The following is a 17094-nucleotide window of genomic DNA, read 5'->3' as shown; positions in this document are numbered from 1 at the left end:
CACCGGACGAGAGGGAGGCACTCATGGCGGTAGGGAAGTTCACCGCGAACCCCGGCGAACTGCGCCGGGCCAGCGACATGATGGAGCAACTGCCCGCGCAGGCGGCCAAGATCGGCGACAACTTCATCTCCGACATCCAGAACTACCGTGGCTGGGCCGGTTACAGCGACGACTTCGCCCTCGAAGTGCTGCCCAAGTACGACGCCAACAACCAGGCGTGCCTGGACCTCATCAGGGCCGTCGGCAGCGCGTTCACGGCACTGGGCCAGGCGGTCTGGGCCAACGGCCAGCACATCGAAGGCGTTTCGAGCTACGCACGTGACGAGATCGACCGGCAGATGTCCAGCATGGACACGCCGGGCGACTCCTCCCAGGGCGGCCGGCACTAAGTGGAAGAGATCGACTTTCCGCCGGACGTCCGGACGATGCTCTGGATCCTGCTGGGCGAAATGCCCCTGCAGGCCAGGGAGAATCTGGCGTGGGAAAGTCGTGAGCTCTACCTGGCCCTCCAGAAGGGTTTGATCGATCTGCGCGCGGCCTCGCGCGAGACGATCCAGATGGTGGAGGCGGCGTTGCCGCCGGAGGTGGCGCGTCCGTACATCGACAGTGTGCGGATGCTCACCGACGCACCTACCGGCACCGACCCCATCCAGGCGTTGCTGCTCCAGCTCGACGAACTGGCCGACGGTCAGGTGGACTACTCGCAGAAGATCCAGGCGTCCAAGTGGGAGATCATCGCCGAGATCATCATGCTGATCGCCGAACTGGCGATCCTGGCGGCGCTGATCGCGTTCACCGGCGGCGCGTCGGTCTCGCAGATGTTCCTGGCGCGGGCCCGGAGCAAGCTCGCGATCCTCATCATCATCGACCGCCTGCTGCGGATGTCGCACATCGCGCCGACCCTGGGCGAGGCCATCCAGGAGGCCATCCAGACGCTGGCGGTCCGGCTGGCGCAGATCGCGCTGAACCCGGGAGGCCGGAAGCCCGGGGGAGTGGACTGGAAGGACGTCGGCGTCGCCGCCGCCTTCGGCGCGCTCACCGCCGGCTTCATGGAGATCTTCGACAAGTTCCTGAAGCCCATCAAGAACTACTTCAAGGACCTCCTCGGGGACATCTTCAGCAAGTTCAAGATCGACCCGAACAGTCTGCTGTTCAAGGGACTGGTGAACGGCCCTCCCACCGTGGTCACCGTCTTCGTCGTCGGAGCCACCGCCGAAAGCACCGCCGAAGTCATCATCAACGGGGCCTTCTACGACAAGTGGGAGTTCAAGTGGGAGACGTTCGTCGGCTCCGGCACCAGCACCGTGTTCGACATGGGTGCGGGGCTGGCCGTCGGCGCGGGCGCCTTCTCGATCTACAACAACTACTTCAACAACGACCGGTTCACCGACATCAACGACCTGCCGGGCCCCGACAGCATCCTGGGCGGCGGCGACGGAGGGCCGTCGGGGTCGGAGAAGCCCGGCGGCCCGGCGAGCGGCCCGGACGTCCAGGGCCCCTCGGTGGCGAGGACCAACCCGTTCACCCCCGGCCCCGCGACCCCCTTCCCCAACACGGTCTCGGCCGACCTGCCGAACGGGCCGGGCAGCGGGATCGGCGTCCTGCCGCCCCCCACGTACACGCCGCCGCCGGCCGTCTCGCCCCCGGTCGGCGTGAACACCCTGCCGAAGGCGGGACCCGACGCGCTGACCCGCCCCACCGACCTCACCCCCCGCAACACCGACGGTACGAACGGCGTCACCGGCCCGAACAGCGTCTTCGACCCCGGCGACATCGTCGGTCCGAACCGTGTGGTCGGTCCGAACGGCGTCACCGGGTCCAACAGCCTCACCGGCTCGAACGGCCTCACCGGCTCGAACGGCCTCACCGGCTCGAACGGCCTCACCGGTACGAGCGGATCGCCCCTGCCCCAGCTGCCGCCGCCCACGTCGTCGCTGCCCTCACCCTCGACGTCCACGCCCTCCACGCTGCCGTCCTCGTCCCTGCCCGACACCACGCCGCTGACGCCCCCGCCGACGTCGGGGCGCACCTCCGGGCCCGGGACGGGCACCGACCTCACCTCGTACGACCTGACCCCGGACACCACACCCGACCTGACGCCGGAACTGGCGCCCGACCTGCTGCCCGGTACGTCTCCGGACGGGTCGGGGGCGACGAACGACCTCCCCGACAACCTCACCGGGCCGAAGGGTTCGTCCACCGCGCCGGGCCCGAGCCCGATCGGCGGTTCGAACGGCTCGGACAGCGCCGGCCTCCCCGACGACGCCTTGGCGGACGCGGACACCGCAGGGGGCCGGCAGCAGGACGAGAACGCGCACGAGACCCCCGGACGCGGCACGGGCGGCCGAAACACCGGCGGGCAGCCGGGCCTCGACGAGACCGCGCACCAGCGGCCCGACGGCGCCCCGAACCCGGCCGACGCGGACGCCGTGGCACCTCCCACGCCCCTCGCCACCTCGGCCGGACCGATCACCCCGGCGCCGGCAGCCGGGAACCAGGGCACACAGCAGGGCACCCCGCAGGGCTCGCAGCAGGGCTCCTCCGGGACGGGGAGCTCCTCGCAGCAGCCCACCCGGAACGGTGCGGCCGATCCCGGCGATGCGGGCGGCCTGCCGGGCGAGCAGGAGACGGACCAGGCAGACACGGAGGGCCGGCCGGTCCCGGCCGACGGCACGGAGAGCCCGGCCGCCCCGCGGCCCCGTGGCACCGGGACGGACGACACCGCTCACGCACCCGGAGGCGGACGGAGCGCGACCGGGCCCGAGAACGCCCCGGCCGCGCCGGAGCCCGTACGCACCTCCTCGGACCTGCCGGTCGACGGTGCGACGGACGACCGCGCGGGCGGCGTCACCGGTGATCTCGGAGCCGGGGCCGGGACGGGCCTCCCCGCCGGCCCGGCACCCGAGCCAGCCGTGCCGGTGGCCGATCCCGTGCGGCCCGAGCAGTGGCGGGCGGGGCGGACCGACGCGCCCGCCACCGCCGTGCGCATCGACCCGCCGTCCGACCCCGGCCGTACCCCGGCCGACCCGACGCCGCTCGACGGCCCGGAGACCCCCGTACGGGCCTGGGTCCAGCGCATCCAGGCCGACGACGGACGCTGGCTGAGCAACGTCTCGCTCCACCTGCCGATCCGGACGGGGGAAGGGTTCCCCCACGCCGAACTGGACGCCCTCCAGGAGCGGATGCGCTCACTCCTGGACGCACACGTGAACCACGGTCTCCAGCTCCCGGGATCGGGCGACCAGCTCCACATCGACCTCACGCTCACGGCCGCGCCGGACCACCCCGAGGCCGTCGAGCTGAGCCGGACCGCGCGGCCGGAGGGGTCCGACCACCTCAACTGGCGTCTCAACAGCACCGATCCGGCCGCCTCGCCGGAGGAAGCGGCGGAGCGTCGGACCCGCGACGACGCCGCGGTGCTCCAGCACCTGCTGAACTACGCGGGCGTACCGGACCGGGGCCCGGCGGCCGAGGCGCTGCTGCGCCGCCTGGTGCGGCAGAGCGACGCGGACGCCCGTACGCCCGGTCCCGCCGTTCCGCCGCACTTCCTGGCGGCGGTCGAGTCCGTCGTCACGAGCGCCGCCGTCGTCGACCACCCGCTCACCGCGAGAAGCACCCGACCCGCGAGCGGCATCGACGACCCGGCGCAGGCCCTGCGGACGCCCGCACCCGGCACCGCGGACCCCCAGGCGCCGGTCGCGGCGGCCGTCCCCTTCCGCACTGCGTCCTCCGCGCCGACGGAGAGCGGCACGCAGTCGGAGACCACCGCGCCCGCGTCCGCCCCTGCCACGGCCGCCGACGCGGACCGGGACGCCCGGCCGGTCTCCGGACAGGAAGCCGTCCGGCAGGACGCCGAGAATGCCCCGCCCGCCGCCGTTCCCCTGACCACCGAGGGCCGGGGCGACGGCCGGGGACCCACTCCGGAAGCGGGCAAGGGCAAGGGCCGGAGCACGGACCAGGAGACCGCGCCCGCCGACGATCCGGCCCTACTGGCCTTCCCCGGCACCGCGGCGGTCGACGAGGCCGTCGACGCGGCCCGCCGGGAGCACGACGACGCCGTAGCCGCCTTCGACCGAGCCGTCCGCACCGTCGGCACGCTCGACGAGCGGGTGACCAGCGGCCGGGGCGGCACCGACGACACCGCGCGGCTGTACGATGCGTGGCAGGACGTCGACCGGGCGCAGCGGCGGCTCGACGCGGCCCTGGACCGACTGCGCGACCTCGGCGCGGACGCCGCCCACGACGCCGCGGTCGCGGCGATCGTGCCGCGCGTGCACCGTACGGACGCCGAACGGCGGCTCACGGCCGCTCTGGTCACCGCCGAGGACCTGCCCGTCGACCCGCCAGGCCCGGCGCCCGGCGACCTCATCACCGCGGACGAGCTGGCCGCCGCCGGTGTCACGCCGGACCAGAGCCCCGCGCTCCAGGCCGCCCTCAACGGCTCCGCGCGCTTCGAGGACAGCGGGATCACCGACCCGGTCCAGCAGGTGCGCCTGCTGATGAACCGGCCCGGCCCCTGGTCCGAGGCGCTCGACGGCATCGCGGCCCGCGCCTCCCGTCGTACCTGGCACGCAGCCTACGAGGACTTCGCGCTCGACGCGTTCCGGGCCGCCGGAGCACCGGCCGGCACCGACCCGGCCGAGGCGTGGCGGCGGGCGACATCGCTGGTGCTGCCGTTCGAGCTGCACCCCGTGCTCGCCGACTCGCGCCACGCGCGCGGGGACTATCTCGACGCCGTGCGGCAGGTCGCCCAGCACCTCGCCGCGCACGGTGCGGACGCGGTGTCGGGTACGGAGACGGCCGCCCGCGTACGACGTGAACTGAGCCTCCCCACGAGGCTGCCGGGCGGTGCGCCCGCGTCGGCGCAGGCGTACGCCACCGCCGAACTGGAGCGGCTGACGCTGCGGGAGGAGCCCGGCAGCGCCCTGGACACCGACGCCCTGACCCGGCGCGTGCTGCACCTGCCCGCCGACGCCGAGGTCTCGGCCGGGCAGAGGGCCCGGCTCCTCGTCACGGTGGAGAACGCGATGGCCGCCGGGTGGTCGTCGAGCGTCGACGCGCTCGGCGCCTATCACCTGGCGACCGGCGGGGCGCTGGACCACGCGCGCCACATCACGGCGGCGAACGGGGCCTACCAGGGGCTGAACCTCACCGGGCGGCCCGTGGGGCCGGTGGACACCACCCAGGTGTGGCAGCGCCGCGACGACCAGTTCCAGGGGCCGCTCGATCCGCTGTGGGACGCGAGCACCGGCGCGTACGTGGTGGTGGCCGACGGCGGCCACGACCACGTCATGCTCCCCTGGGGACAAGGGCACATCCGCGTCCCCTGGCAGGAGTTCGCGGAGCTGGTGGCCCGCGACCCCGGGATCACCGGACTTCCGGCGGGCACACCCGTCGTCCTGGTGCTCGCCCACGGCGGCGACCAGGGCCTGGCCCTGCCCCGCACCCTGGCGTTCCGGACGGGCCGCGACGGCGTCTGGGCGCACAGCGGCCAGGTCGGTCTGGTCACCGACCCCACCACCGGCGTCGAGCGGATCGTCGTCGAGAACCGGCGGTCCGAAGGCCGGCCCCTGGGCGGGTGGTTCAGCAGCGACGCCGACGACCTCGGTCCCGACGGAGTGGCCGAGGCAGGCTTCGTGACCACGCTGGACGGCACGATCCTCCCCGACGCCGCCATCAAGACGCGGACCATCGGCGACGACGGCCGGTCCCTCGGCCGCGTCACCATGTCCGACCCGGACCTGGTCACGAACGAGCCCATGCTCGAAGCCATGTCGGAGATCACCGAGTTCGTCTCGTTCGACCCGGTGTCGGAGGGGGTGATCGGCGAACCGGCCCCGCTACTGGAGAACGGCCGGCCCGTCTACCACTTCGCGCAGCACGGCATGCCGCTGCGCGGCGTGATGGAGGTGGCCGACGGCCGCCCACCGGTCCAGGTGGACGGGGAGGAGAGCGGCCGGTACATCCGCCGCCGGCCGAGCATGCGGAAGCTCGGCCCGAACGCCGTCATCGACCTCGGATCGTGCTGGGCCGACGCCACGGCCGAGGACCTGCCCTACCTGTCGGACGCGGGGGAGCCCCCGTACGTGTTCGACGTCCTCGGCGCCACCTCGTACGCGCAGGGCGTGGCGAACGGCAGCGGTGCCGGGGTCATGGCGGTGGACCGCGTCCATGTGCTGATGCGCGCGGCGACCCCGAAGGCGGGTGCGCTGGCGAGCCCCTCGGGCGAGCAGGGCGAGCGCCGCCTGCTGCTTCCCGAACCGGGCCCGGCCGCCCTGGCCGCCCTGGCACGGACGGCGGGGCTGCACACCGGGGACGGGCCGGTCCCCGCCGACGTCCTCGACACCACGCTGAGGCTGGTGAAGGCCCTGCGGCGGTCGTTCGGCGCCGACGTGGCCTCGGACGGGCAGTTCGGGGCGCTGCTGAGAGGCATCGGGGCCCTGGAGAACATGCGCCGGGCCGATCCGCATCTGCGCGTCATGGGGCCGTTCACGCTGCACCACCTGCACCTGGTCACGCACGCGCGCCACCGGCGCACCAGCAACGACCCGCCGTCCCGGGACGACGTCCGGCGGGTCCTGATCGACGCCGCCGGAAAGAAGGACGAGGCCGCCGCCGGGCGGCTGACGCTGCACCAGTACACGCCCCTGCCGTCGCTGGACTGGGCGCTGAAGCGCCTGGCCGGGCGGGATCTGGCCGCGCTCGCCGCCGACGTGCTGCGGCTGCCGGACGCGGCCGCGGTGTCGCGTGCGGACGTGAGCCGGCTGGTGTGGGGTGCGGTCAGGGGCGCCGAGGCCCTGCGGTCGGTGACCGACCTCGTGGCCCTGGCGAAGAAGGCGCTGCACCTTCCCGTCTCCGCCGACCCGACGGCGGACGAGGCGGGCGACCGGCTGCTGTGGCTGATGGCCGGCGCGACCGTCTCCGGGTTCGATCCCGCCGACCCGGCGGACCTCGCCGCCTGGGACCTCGTACGGCACGGCGCCCTCGACGACAGCACCCGGCTGACGGCCGACGGCGTGCCGACCGGCCGCGACTGGACCCGCCGGCCCGTCACCGGGGACATCGCGACAGACGGGTACCTCGTCTCGCCCGACGGTGGCCCGGACGGCGCCACCCCGCACCCGGCGCCGTGGCCCGACGCCCCGCCGGGATCGGCCACGAAGGCGTACGTGCTCAACGCGGACAGCACGAACGGCCATGTGTCCATGCCCTGGCCCGACGGCTCCAGCCGCTGGGTGCCGGGCAGCGAGATCGCCGCCCTGCTCCGCCACGACCGGGTGCACCAGCAGATCGCCCTGCGCGCCCCGCTGCTCGTGATCGGCGCCCACACCAACCCCGGCGGGCTCGCGCAGCACATCGCCGGGCGTGCGGGAACGGCCCGGACGACGCTGTTGTCCGAGCTGCCCAGCGCCCCCGTCCCGCACCCGTCGAGCGGTCGGAACGTGATCGTCCTGACGGAGGGGACGACCACGCGGCCGGACCACTGGCAGACCCGGCGGCCCGCCGCCCTGCCCGGAGCCTCCGCCCAGCAGGGCTCCCTCCACACGTTCACCGGGCGGGCGCCCGGGACCGAATCCTCCCCGGCGGTGGCGACCACGTCCACCGCCGTCGCGCCCACCGTGCTCTCCCAGTACGTACGCGACCACGGCCGGCGCCACGACGGGCACGTCGGCCTCGTCCTCCACGAGCCGACTCCCGCCACCGTCCTGGACGGACTGCACCGGAGCATCGTCCAGGCCCTCGGCGCCGCCCCGGAGGACGCGGACGGACAGCGGCTGCTGACCCAGCTCCAGGACGTGCTGAGCGCCGAGGAGATCGAGCTCAACCGGCCGTACCTGCGCAGCCGCCAGGGGCACCGGATCACGCTCCGGCACGGCGGCCGCGACCGGGCGGTGGACGTACGCCTCTCCCACGCCGACCCCGTGCGGTCCACGAAGTACGGCAGCAACACCGGCCGGCGCCCGCCGACCGTCCCGGACATGGGGGTCGAGGCCAGGGCGGGCGGCGGGCAGTCCTCCTCGCACGTGGAGGGCGCGGGCAACATCCGTACCGGCTCGGTGCCGTGGAGCGGGATCTTCCCGGACGACCGCGCCGGGGCGCTCCGGTGGTGGGACAGCACCGTCAACGTGTCCGCGACGCACAACCAGCTCACCCAGTCCGTGACCGTCGGCGAGACCTTCCTGGTCACGAGCAAGCAGCAGGCCGAGGAGCCCGCGCACCCGATGGACGTCGACGGGCGGTGGCAGATCCAGCTCGACACCCCCCGCGAGGGCGAGACCGACAACTGGCAGCCCGAGCAGTCGCACGGCGCCCTCACGATCTGGTTCCACGAGCACCTAGCCTTCGACGCCGACGACACCACCGCGCTGCCGGAGCCCGGCGATGTCGACGACCTGCCGCTGTGGGGCGGCGACAGCGTCGCCGAACCGCGGCGCCTGCTGACCGAACTGCTCCAGGACGACACGTTCGCGGCGCTGCGGGACCTGGACGAGGACTCGGAACGGGCGCTGGAGAGCTTCCTCTCGCAGCGGATGCTCCAGGGCACCCCGCACCTCCAGCGCGACGGCGGGGTGTTCTCGCCGACTCTCCTGGACGACGACGGCAACGCGGTCGGCGTCCTGGAACTGACCGCGGTGATCGAACCGGGACGGCCGATACGCAAGAGCGCCGACGGCAAGTCCACGCTGGAGACCTGGTTCTCGCACGCCTCCAGCGTGGACAAGTCGGCCAAGCTGACCAGCGGTGTGGGCGTCGAGGGGGCCGGCGGACCGGCGTTCACCACTGACCACACCCCCGGCCACCCCGCCGCCGCCTCGTCCTTCGGCGGCAACCTCATGGGCAAGGCCGCCGTCAACTGGCAGCTGACCGACCAGCTGAGCAACGTCAGCAGCGCCACGCTCATGCACGGGCTCCGCACCAAGAGCAGCCATCTGCTGACCAGCGGGCGGGTCGCCTACACCGCGACGCTGCACCGGGCCGGCGGAGGCCGGGTCAGCGGCACCTTCGGGCCGTGGTCGGACGGCCTGCGGCTGCGAATCGCCCAGCGCGCCACGATGGCGGGCCACCGCCCGACCCCCGAGGAACTGCGCGAACTCCCCGAACACCTGGAGAACCTGGAGAGCATCGGGTACACCGAGACGCCGCTGAAGGTGGACGGAGCGGACCCGCTGTTCACCGCCGCCGAGGCATGGCTGCGCAGGGAGGGGTTCCTGCCGCCCGTCAGGCCCCGGAACAGGGCTGCGGCGTTCCGGCTGGACGAGCCGCTCGTCGTGGCCCAGTTGGAGAACCTGCGACGGCTGCGGCAGATGCGCTCGACCTTCGGTCTCGCCTCGTCGGCGCCCGACGCCGTGGACGGCGGGCAGTCGGTCTGGTTCGAGCGGCCGAACGCGGTCTCGGGCACCCGCCGGGTGCAGCTGGTCCTCTCCGCCGCACGGGACACCTCGCGCCCCGCCGTTCACACCCGCCGGCTGCCCGACGTGCTGCACGTCGGCTCCAGCTCGTACGAGTCCGGCGGCGCCCGCCAGCGGGGCACGGCGCTGAGCGGCGCCCTCGGAGGCGGCGGCGGTCTCAACGCCCCCATCGCCCGCGGCTCCTGGGGGCTGAACACGGCCCCCGACTACCTCGGCACCCGGCAGCTCACGGACGCCTCCTCCACCGCCGGCCAGGTCGGCTACGACCAGTTCACGATGACCACCCGGAACGGCAGCGAACTGTTCGAGGTGCCCGCCAGGCTCGGCCTCGACCTGTACGAGGGCACCGACGAGGACCCGTTCGTCCGGTTCGCCGAGACCGACGCCGACGGGAACCCGGTGCGGGCCGAGGCGGAGGACGACCTGGAGATGCAGCTCCAGGTCGCCGCCGCACACACCGTCGCGGGAAGCGTCCGACTGCTGGTGCCGCACTACCGCACCCGCGTCCCCGCCCCGGCCTCCGTGCCCGCCCCGGCTCCCGCGCCCCGCCCGGCACAGGTGATCCGGCAGCCTGTCACCGACGGCGGGCCGACGGACGACCGGCGGCGCCTCGCCCTGGTCGACGACCGCGGCCGTCCGCTGCCCGGCCTGACCAGGCTCCCGGAAGGCGCCATCGTCGACACCTTCCGAGGCACCACCGCTTTGATGACGGCCCTGCGGCAGATCGTCGCCGGCACCTACCCGGGCAGTCCGGGCCGGGGCCGTGTCGGGCGCGCCGTCCAGCGCGCCTCCGCGACGCTGTCCGGGCTGGCCACGGAGACCGCCAGACGGGGCTCCGCGGTGAAGGAGGCGCTCCCGGCGAGCCTGTCCGGCGCAGTCAACCGGGCCGGCTCGGCTGTCAACTGGGCCGCCGCACCGGTGGTCTGGGCGGCCAAGACGTCCACGGACGGTGCGGCGGCGACCTACAAGTGGACCTCCGTCGCCGTGGCGGGCGCCTCCCTGAACGACCGGGGCACCCTGGCGGCCGAGGCCCGTCAGGACGCGATCAGGCCCGGCCAGCTCATCTCCAGGGCCCCGCAGATCCTGGGCGGCGCCTACGTGGTGGAGGGGCTGACGCTGCCCGGCATGGCGGCCGACCAGGTGATGATGCTGGAGGTCACCGGCTACCTCTCCAACCCCCGCCAACTCGGTTCCGAATCGCTCTACTCGGAGCAGGACGTCCTGAGCGGCGACACCGCCGGCCGGCAGCGCGGCGTCGGCGTCACCCACCAGGGCAACCTCCAGCTCACGGCGTTGCAGGCGGCCCCGACCCCGCCCGAGCTGCTGGTCCACCAAGCCAACCCGGGCGGTCGCTACTCCCAGTCCCGCCGCACCGACGGCACCGCCACCGTGGGGTCCGGCACGAAGATCACCCACGCCACGGAGCACAGCGGCGACACGTTGTGGATCGGCAACGACCTGACGCTGCTGATGACCGTCCGCTGGGGGGTGCGCAACATCGCGGGGAACACCGTCGGCCTCGGGGCCTTCGCCCCGGTCACGGTCGCCATCGATCTGCCGCGCGCCGTCACCTACCTGGCCCCCGCCCAGGCCGTGGCCCAACTGGCGGCCTGGTTCCAGGGCATGCCCGGCATCCCCGCCCTGACGCCGAACCCGCTCGACGTCCCGCTGCCCGACCGGTACGCCCGGACCCGCCAGTTGGGCAAGGCGACCGTCCTGTCGGTCACCCAGCTCGACGACACGACCAACCGCCACGAGCGCCGCGACCGGATGCGCCAGGAGCTGACCGACCTGGTGGAGAACGAGGCGCCGGGCGTCGTCCGCCCCGCCCACGCCTCCTACCTGTCGGGCGTGGCGACCGAGGTCGCCCGGGTCACCGAGCCCGCCGCGCTGCGCGCCCTGCCCGGACGGGGCCCCGGCGGGCAGGTGCGCTTCCACTTCCTCCACGTCGCCTTCGGCGGGGCGCGCCTGGTCGAAGTGGCCCTGACCGCCGAACCGATTCTCCAGACGCCCGCCCTGCGCGGCCTGCGGGGCCGCAGGGCGGCCACGGGCACCGGCCTGGAACACGTCGACACCCACACCCCGCAGTCCAGGGTGACCACAACGGGGACCACCACCATCCGTCAGGGCACGGTCAACCCGGTCTCCCGCTACCCGCGCCCCGGCGCGACCGGGTGGACGGACCGCGCGGGGCCGTCCCTGGCGGTGGCCGAGACCCGGGCCCGTACGGCCCGCTCCGAAGTGGCGACGGAGGACCGCTTCTGGACGCGGTCGGGCAGCGTCGCCGACTTCGCCGTCGACTACCGCTACACCGCCTCCGTCCGCTCCCAGGTCGTGTGGCAGTGGCCGGCCAACATTCCCGGCGCCCTCTTCCAGGCCGGCCTGCTCAACCTGTCAGGCCTGGACGGGGACACGGCGCAGCGGGTCCGCGGCTGGGTCGGGCGCCTGCTGCGCGGCCGCCCGGTCAGCCGGGTCTCCGTACCGGCGGCGACGGCACTGCGGTTCGTCGCCTCCGAGGCCGACCAGCCCAGGCAGCACGAGGGTCCCCGCCGGCCCGCGCTGCTCGGCGGCGACCCGCTGCTGCTCACGGCGGCCGACGCCGCGGCCCAGGGGACCACGCCCTTCCCGCAGGGTGTCCGGCTGGAGACCACCGGCCCGACGCCCGTGTACGACTACAACGCCGCCCCGCAGCTGACGCAGGCGCTGCACGACGTCGACCCGCGCATGGCCGCCTCGTGGGGCCTGCCCGCGAACGCCTCGGCGGAGGCCGTCGCCGCGCGGCTCGGCGAGCTGATCCAGGCCGGCGAGATCAGCCTCGACCCCTCCCGCACGGCGGCGGGCCTGACCGGCGTGATGCCCGGCAGCTGGCCGGTCGAGAGCCCCGGCACCGCACCGTCCGTGCGCATATCCCTGCACAACCCGCGACCGGTCACGGAGGCGGGCGACGTCGCCATCGACCGGGTCCGCCGGCAGAACCGCACGGCGGCGGTGGCCTCGTCCGCCGCCGGTTCCTTCGTCCTCAACCAGCAGGGCTCCTACAGCCTGGCCAACGGCAGCCGCCAGGTGCTCGGGGTGACCTTCCCCCTGGCGGCGCAGCAGCCCCACGCCCTCTCGTCGGGGGGCAACGCCTCCGCCTTCTCCTTCAGCCGGCTGCGGACCGGGGCGACCAGCGATCCGGCGGACCGGCGCATCCCCCGCACCTACGAGACCCTGGTCGACACCGTCATCGAGGTCAACGGCCCCGACGGCGTCCGGTACGTCACCGGCAGCTCCACCACCCGGCTCTGGGAACGCGACGTCCTCGGCTTCGGCGTCACCCCGGCGCGACCGGGCCCGCAGATCTACGACCTGCCCGCGATCCTCGCCGACCAGGACGCGGACGACCTGCGCGACTGGGCCCAGCACCCGGTCACCGACCTGCCGGACGTGCTGGCGGACGCCATCGACGAGCAGGACGCGTCGGCGGAGCTGTGGCTCACGCTCGGCTCGGACCCGGACGGCACCCGACTGGCCCGCGCCCTGTTCGTCGGCTCCCTGACGGCTGCCCGGACCGGGAAGCCGGTCGAGCTGGTCATCCGCACCGGCCAGGAGCTCCGGATCTGGCCCTTCGCCGCCGACGGCTCGCTCACCGACACCACCGCGGCGACCGGCGAGGCATGGCAGAACGTGGCGGACACCATCGGCGTCCACCTCGACGCCGTACGGGCCGAGGCGGCGGCCCGTTACCGCGAGGGGCGGCTGGCCCGGCGGCAGCCCGGCGCGCTCACCGCGCTGGACACCGCCGACCGGATGCTGGACACCGCCACCACCGCGCACCGGGACGCCGACCGCGCCCACACGGCCGCCCGCCGCACCGCCGCGACCGTGACGACGGAACTCACCACGGTGCGGGGCCGGATCACCGAGGGGCGGGCGGAGATCACCCGGCTCGACACCGAGGCCCGCGAGGCACAGGTCCGCTACGACGACACCGCCGACGAGGAGCGTCGGCTCCACGCCCGGTGGCAGCGGGCACGGGCCGAGGTGGCCCGGCTCGAAGAGCTGGTCGCCGCCGCCCCGGACGCCGATCCGGCGTCCCCGGACGGGCAGGACGCTCTGGAAGCGGCGGCCGGACAGGCCGACGCGCTCCGGGACCAGGGCCGGGCCCTGCACCAGCGGCGCGAGGAGGACCTGGACACGGCGGAGACCGCCCGCGCGACGGCACAGGAACTGCGGACCGGACTGGAGCGGGCCCTCACCCGGGAGACCACGCTCGCCGGGAACCTCCGGCGCGCCGAGGCGGGCGCGGCCGAGGCCGCCCGTGTCCTGCGGCAGGCGGAGGCCGGGCTGCGGCGGGCGACCGCGGCCCGCGACGCGATCCAGGACCAGGCCGACGGCATCGAGACCGGACTGATCGAGGCACGTGAGGAGTTGGGCGAGCAGGCGCGCCGCCACACCCAGGCGTGGGAGGACCTGCCCGCCCTCACCGACGCGCTGGAGACCGGCCGCCGCGCCGAGGGGCAAGGCGACGGCCCGTCCCTGCGCAGCACCGTCTCCTCGGCGCCCGCCCGCCCGACCCGGGCCGGACGGCTGCGCGGACAGCCCCTGCCCGCCCCGCCGCCGGAGACCACAGCCACAGCCACGGCCACGGCCCCGACGCCCGCCGCGACGCCGACGCCGACGCCCGTAGCGCGCCCCGACCTGCCCGTGGCCGAACGCACCGAACTGGCCGCGCGGCTGGCCGCGATGACCGAGGAGAAGCGCACCTCCCGGCTGCTGTCGCTGTCGTCCGCCGACCGGGAGGCCCTGGCCGCCGACCGGGCGCTCACCGCCCGGCTGCGCCGGACCCTGACCGCCGAGGAGTTCGCCCGGACCGCCGCCCTCCTCATGGTCGACGTGCCGCCCGGCGTGGACCTCCCCGTCTCCTCCGGCATCGAGGCGCGGGCACAGGTGGCCCGGATGCTGCGCTCGCCCGCCGTGGCCGAACGCATGCTGAACGAGGAGGCGCGGCTGATCGTGGTCCCCAAGGACGCCGCGACGACCTCACTCGACCCGTTCAGCACCCTGCGGGGCGAGACGGACGAGAACGCGCGCCCCTTCGACATCCTGCGCGGTGCCGAGGCCGGCGGGCTGGTCGCCGTCGGCGAGGAGAACCTCCTGGGCGACACCACCGCCGTGCCCGGCTCGGGGCTGTACGCCGACGGCTACTCCGCCGCGACCCACGAGTTCGCGCATGCCCTCCACCGCCACGGCCTCACCGACGAACAGCGCCGGCTCGTCACCGAGGCGTACCACGACAAGGTGCTGGCGGGCAGCTTCGGCGCCTGGCCCGACGGGCCGCTGTACGACAGCTCCGGCACCCACCGCAACTACTCGGCCCGGAACGAGTTCGAGTACTTCGCCCAGCTCACCAACGCCTACCTCGGCACGAACACCGGCACCGACCCCTACACCGGACACCCCCGCAACAACGGAGCGAAGTGGGTCCGGCGCAACGAGCCGAAGCTGCTGCCGCTGCTCCGCGAACTGTACGGACCCGACCCGGGGGCCGTGCACCCCTGGGGCGCCAACCCCTCGTCCCAGGAACACACGTGGGCGGCCTTCCGCGCACTGTGGGACGAGACCGGCGGCGCGTACGAGCCGCAGCCCCACGCACCCGTCCCCGCGCCGCCCGCGCCGCCGCGGTCCGCCCCGCTCAGCCGCCCCGGCCTGACGGCGACGGCCCGGCGGATCGCGGGCCCCGCACCGCGCCAGGGCCTCACCGTGCGGCGGTGCCTGGTGCTGCTGAGCGAGCTCCGGGGCGCCCTGTACCCGGGCGGCGTGCGCCCGGCGGCTACGGTCGACGACGCGGCGCTCGGCACCGCGACACCGGCCTCCGCCCTGGTCCCGGGGCCGGGCTGGAGCCCCGTGGGCTCGTGGGAGGCGGTGGCCCGGACCGTCGCCGCCCAGGGGCCGGGAGCGGCGGCGTTCGTCCTGGCGCGGCGTCAGGGCGAGGCGCTGGGCCACGCGTGGGCCGCCTACCACCTCGGCGGTTTCGACGGCGTGATGTGGCTGGACCTGTCGGCCCGCGACGGCCGACAGATCTCCCCGGCACCGCCCCCGGTCGCGGCGTCCGAGGCGCGGGCGGTGGTCGTCGACCCGGCCGGACGGGCCGTCGAGCGGGCCCTGCCCGTCTTCGCCGCGTCGTCGTCCACCCCGCACGCCCTGCTGGACGCGGCGACCGGCCGCGGTTACGGCGCCATCGGCTTGGAGGTCGAGCGGCGGCTGGTCTTCGTGATCAGCGGCATGGGCGACGTCCCGGCCAAGCAGATCCTGGCCACCGCCCCCGGCTTCACGATCGTTACGGACCACGCGAGCGTCACGCGGACGGCCGACGGCCGCCTGCACCTGACCTTTCCGCCCGTGGCGCCGGGCGACCCGAAGCCCCAGCAGTTCGGTTACCTCATCGGCGAGATCGTCGTCGAGCCGATGGCGGTGCTCCCGGGCGAGCGGCGGCAGTCCCCCGAGGAGACGCTGGAGCGGCTCGCGCGGGTGGAGCGGGCCCTGGACGGCCGCGACGAGCCGGGCGCCGCCCCGCAGACGGCCCTCGCCGACCTCCTGCCGGTCGAGGACGGTTGGACGGTCACCGACCTGGGCGGCAGGACCCTGGTCGGCCAGACCCCGGTCCGGACGAACCGCGCCTACGTGCAGCCCACCACCGGCTTCCCCGCCCTGGGGCTGAGCCTGCTCCAGGACCGGTCGGTGGACCGGCTGCCGAAGGGCGCGATCGGGGCCGTGGAGGCATCGGGCCGGGAGTTCGCGATGAAGGCCACCGCGGAGTTCGTCCGAGCCGTCACCGGGCGGACCGACGTGCCCGACGTGGTCGTCCCCTTCCTCGCACCGGTCCCCGACGTCGACGACCTGTGGGGCTACCTCCGGTTCGCCTACGCCCACACCGTCGCCCGGCCGACCGGTGTCATCCTCAACCAGGGTCCCGCCGCGTTCATGGTGAAGAACGGCCTGGCTGTGGCGTCGCGCCCAGCCCTCGACCGGGTCCTGCGGGCGCTGCGCCCCCGGGCCAGGAACTTTCTGGACCGACACCACGACGGCATCAGCGAGGGCCTCGCCGCCACGCTCGGACGGCTGCTGGAGCTCTACCGCCGGACCATCACCCCCAACACGCCCCTCTTCCCGGGCTACTTCGACGCCACGATCGGCGACGTCCCCTCCGCGCGCGAGCACACGACCTCCGTGCTGACCGGGCGCACCTCCGAGGGCAAGGTCGTCACACAGAAGCAGACCGTCGACATGGACGACCACCGGTATCCGACCCTGGACACCGACGACGGCCGCCTCGACATCCCGCTGGTCCTCACGGAGCTGCGCCACTTCGCCTACGACGGCGAGCAGTTGATGACGCCGGAGGAGATCCGGCGGGCCGTGGCCGAGCTGGCGGAGCTGAGCCGCGAGGCCTACCGCCGGGCCGTCGCGCAGCGGGCCCCGCTGCCCGACGACGTCCTGACCGAGTCCCTGAACCGCATCCTGGACAACGAGGCCGTCCGGGGCCTCGCCCACTTCGTCCAGATGGTCCTCATGGCCGGCCTGCCCCAGCCGTCGGGCCCCACCCGCCGCCTGATGTCGGTGGGTGAGAGCCAGCAGATCTCCCGTGCCCTGGGCGAGTACGCGCTCGGCACCCCGCTGCCCGCCGACCACCCTCTGCACCGGG

Annotated in this window: 2 protein-coding genes (1 of these 2 only partly in view); both read left to right on the top strand. The window is 74.7% G+C overall.

Annotated features, from left to right (window positions below; genetic code table 11):
• The first annotated feature begins 23 nt into the window (after positions 1-23).
• Positions 24-389, top strand: a complete 366-nt coding sequence (locus ACH4KB_RS07105) for a hypothetical protein (RefSeq protein WP_398064413.1) — start codon at positions 24-26, stop codon at positions 387-389.
• Positions 390-17094 carry the 5' portion of a lonely Cys domain-containing protein gene (locus ACH4KB_RS07100; protein ID WP_398064411.1) on the top strand. The gene runs 21158 nt beyond the window's last position, so the window shows 16705 of its 37863 coding nt (coding positions 1-16705); the start codon lies at positions 390-392; its stop codon lies off the right edge, out of view. It abuts the gene before it with no gap.

It is taken from the genome of Streptomyces sp. NPDC017520 (assembly GCF_044329855.1).
Lineage (GTDB): Bacteria > Actinomycetota > Actinomycetes > Streptomycetales > Streptomycetaceae > Streptomyces.
The sequence above is the reverse complement of the archived record's forward strand: the minus strand, read 5'-3'. Positions and strand labels throughout refer to the sequence as shown.

What these genes read in the sequence shown, in the direction of transcription:
- ACH4KB_RS07105 (WP_398064413.1), top strand. Translation starts at nt 24, where the DNA reads ATGGCGGTAGGGAAGTTCACCGCGAACCCCGGCGAACTGCGCCGGGCC.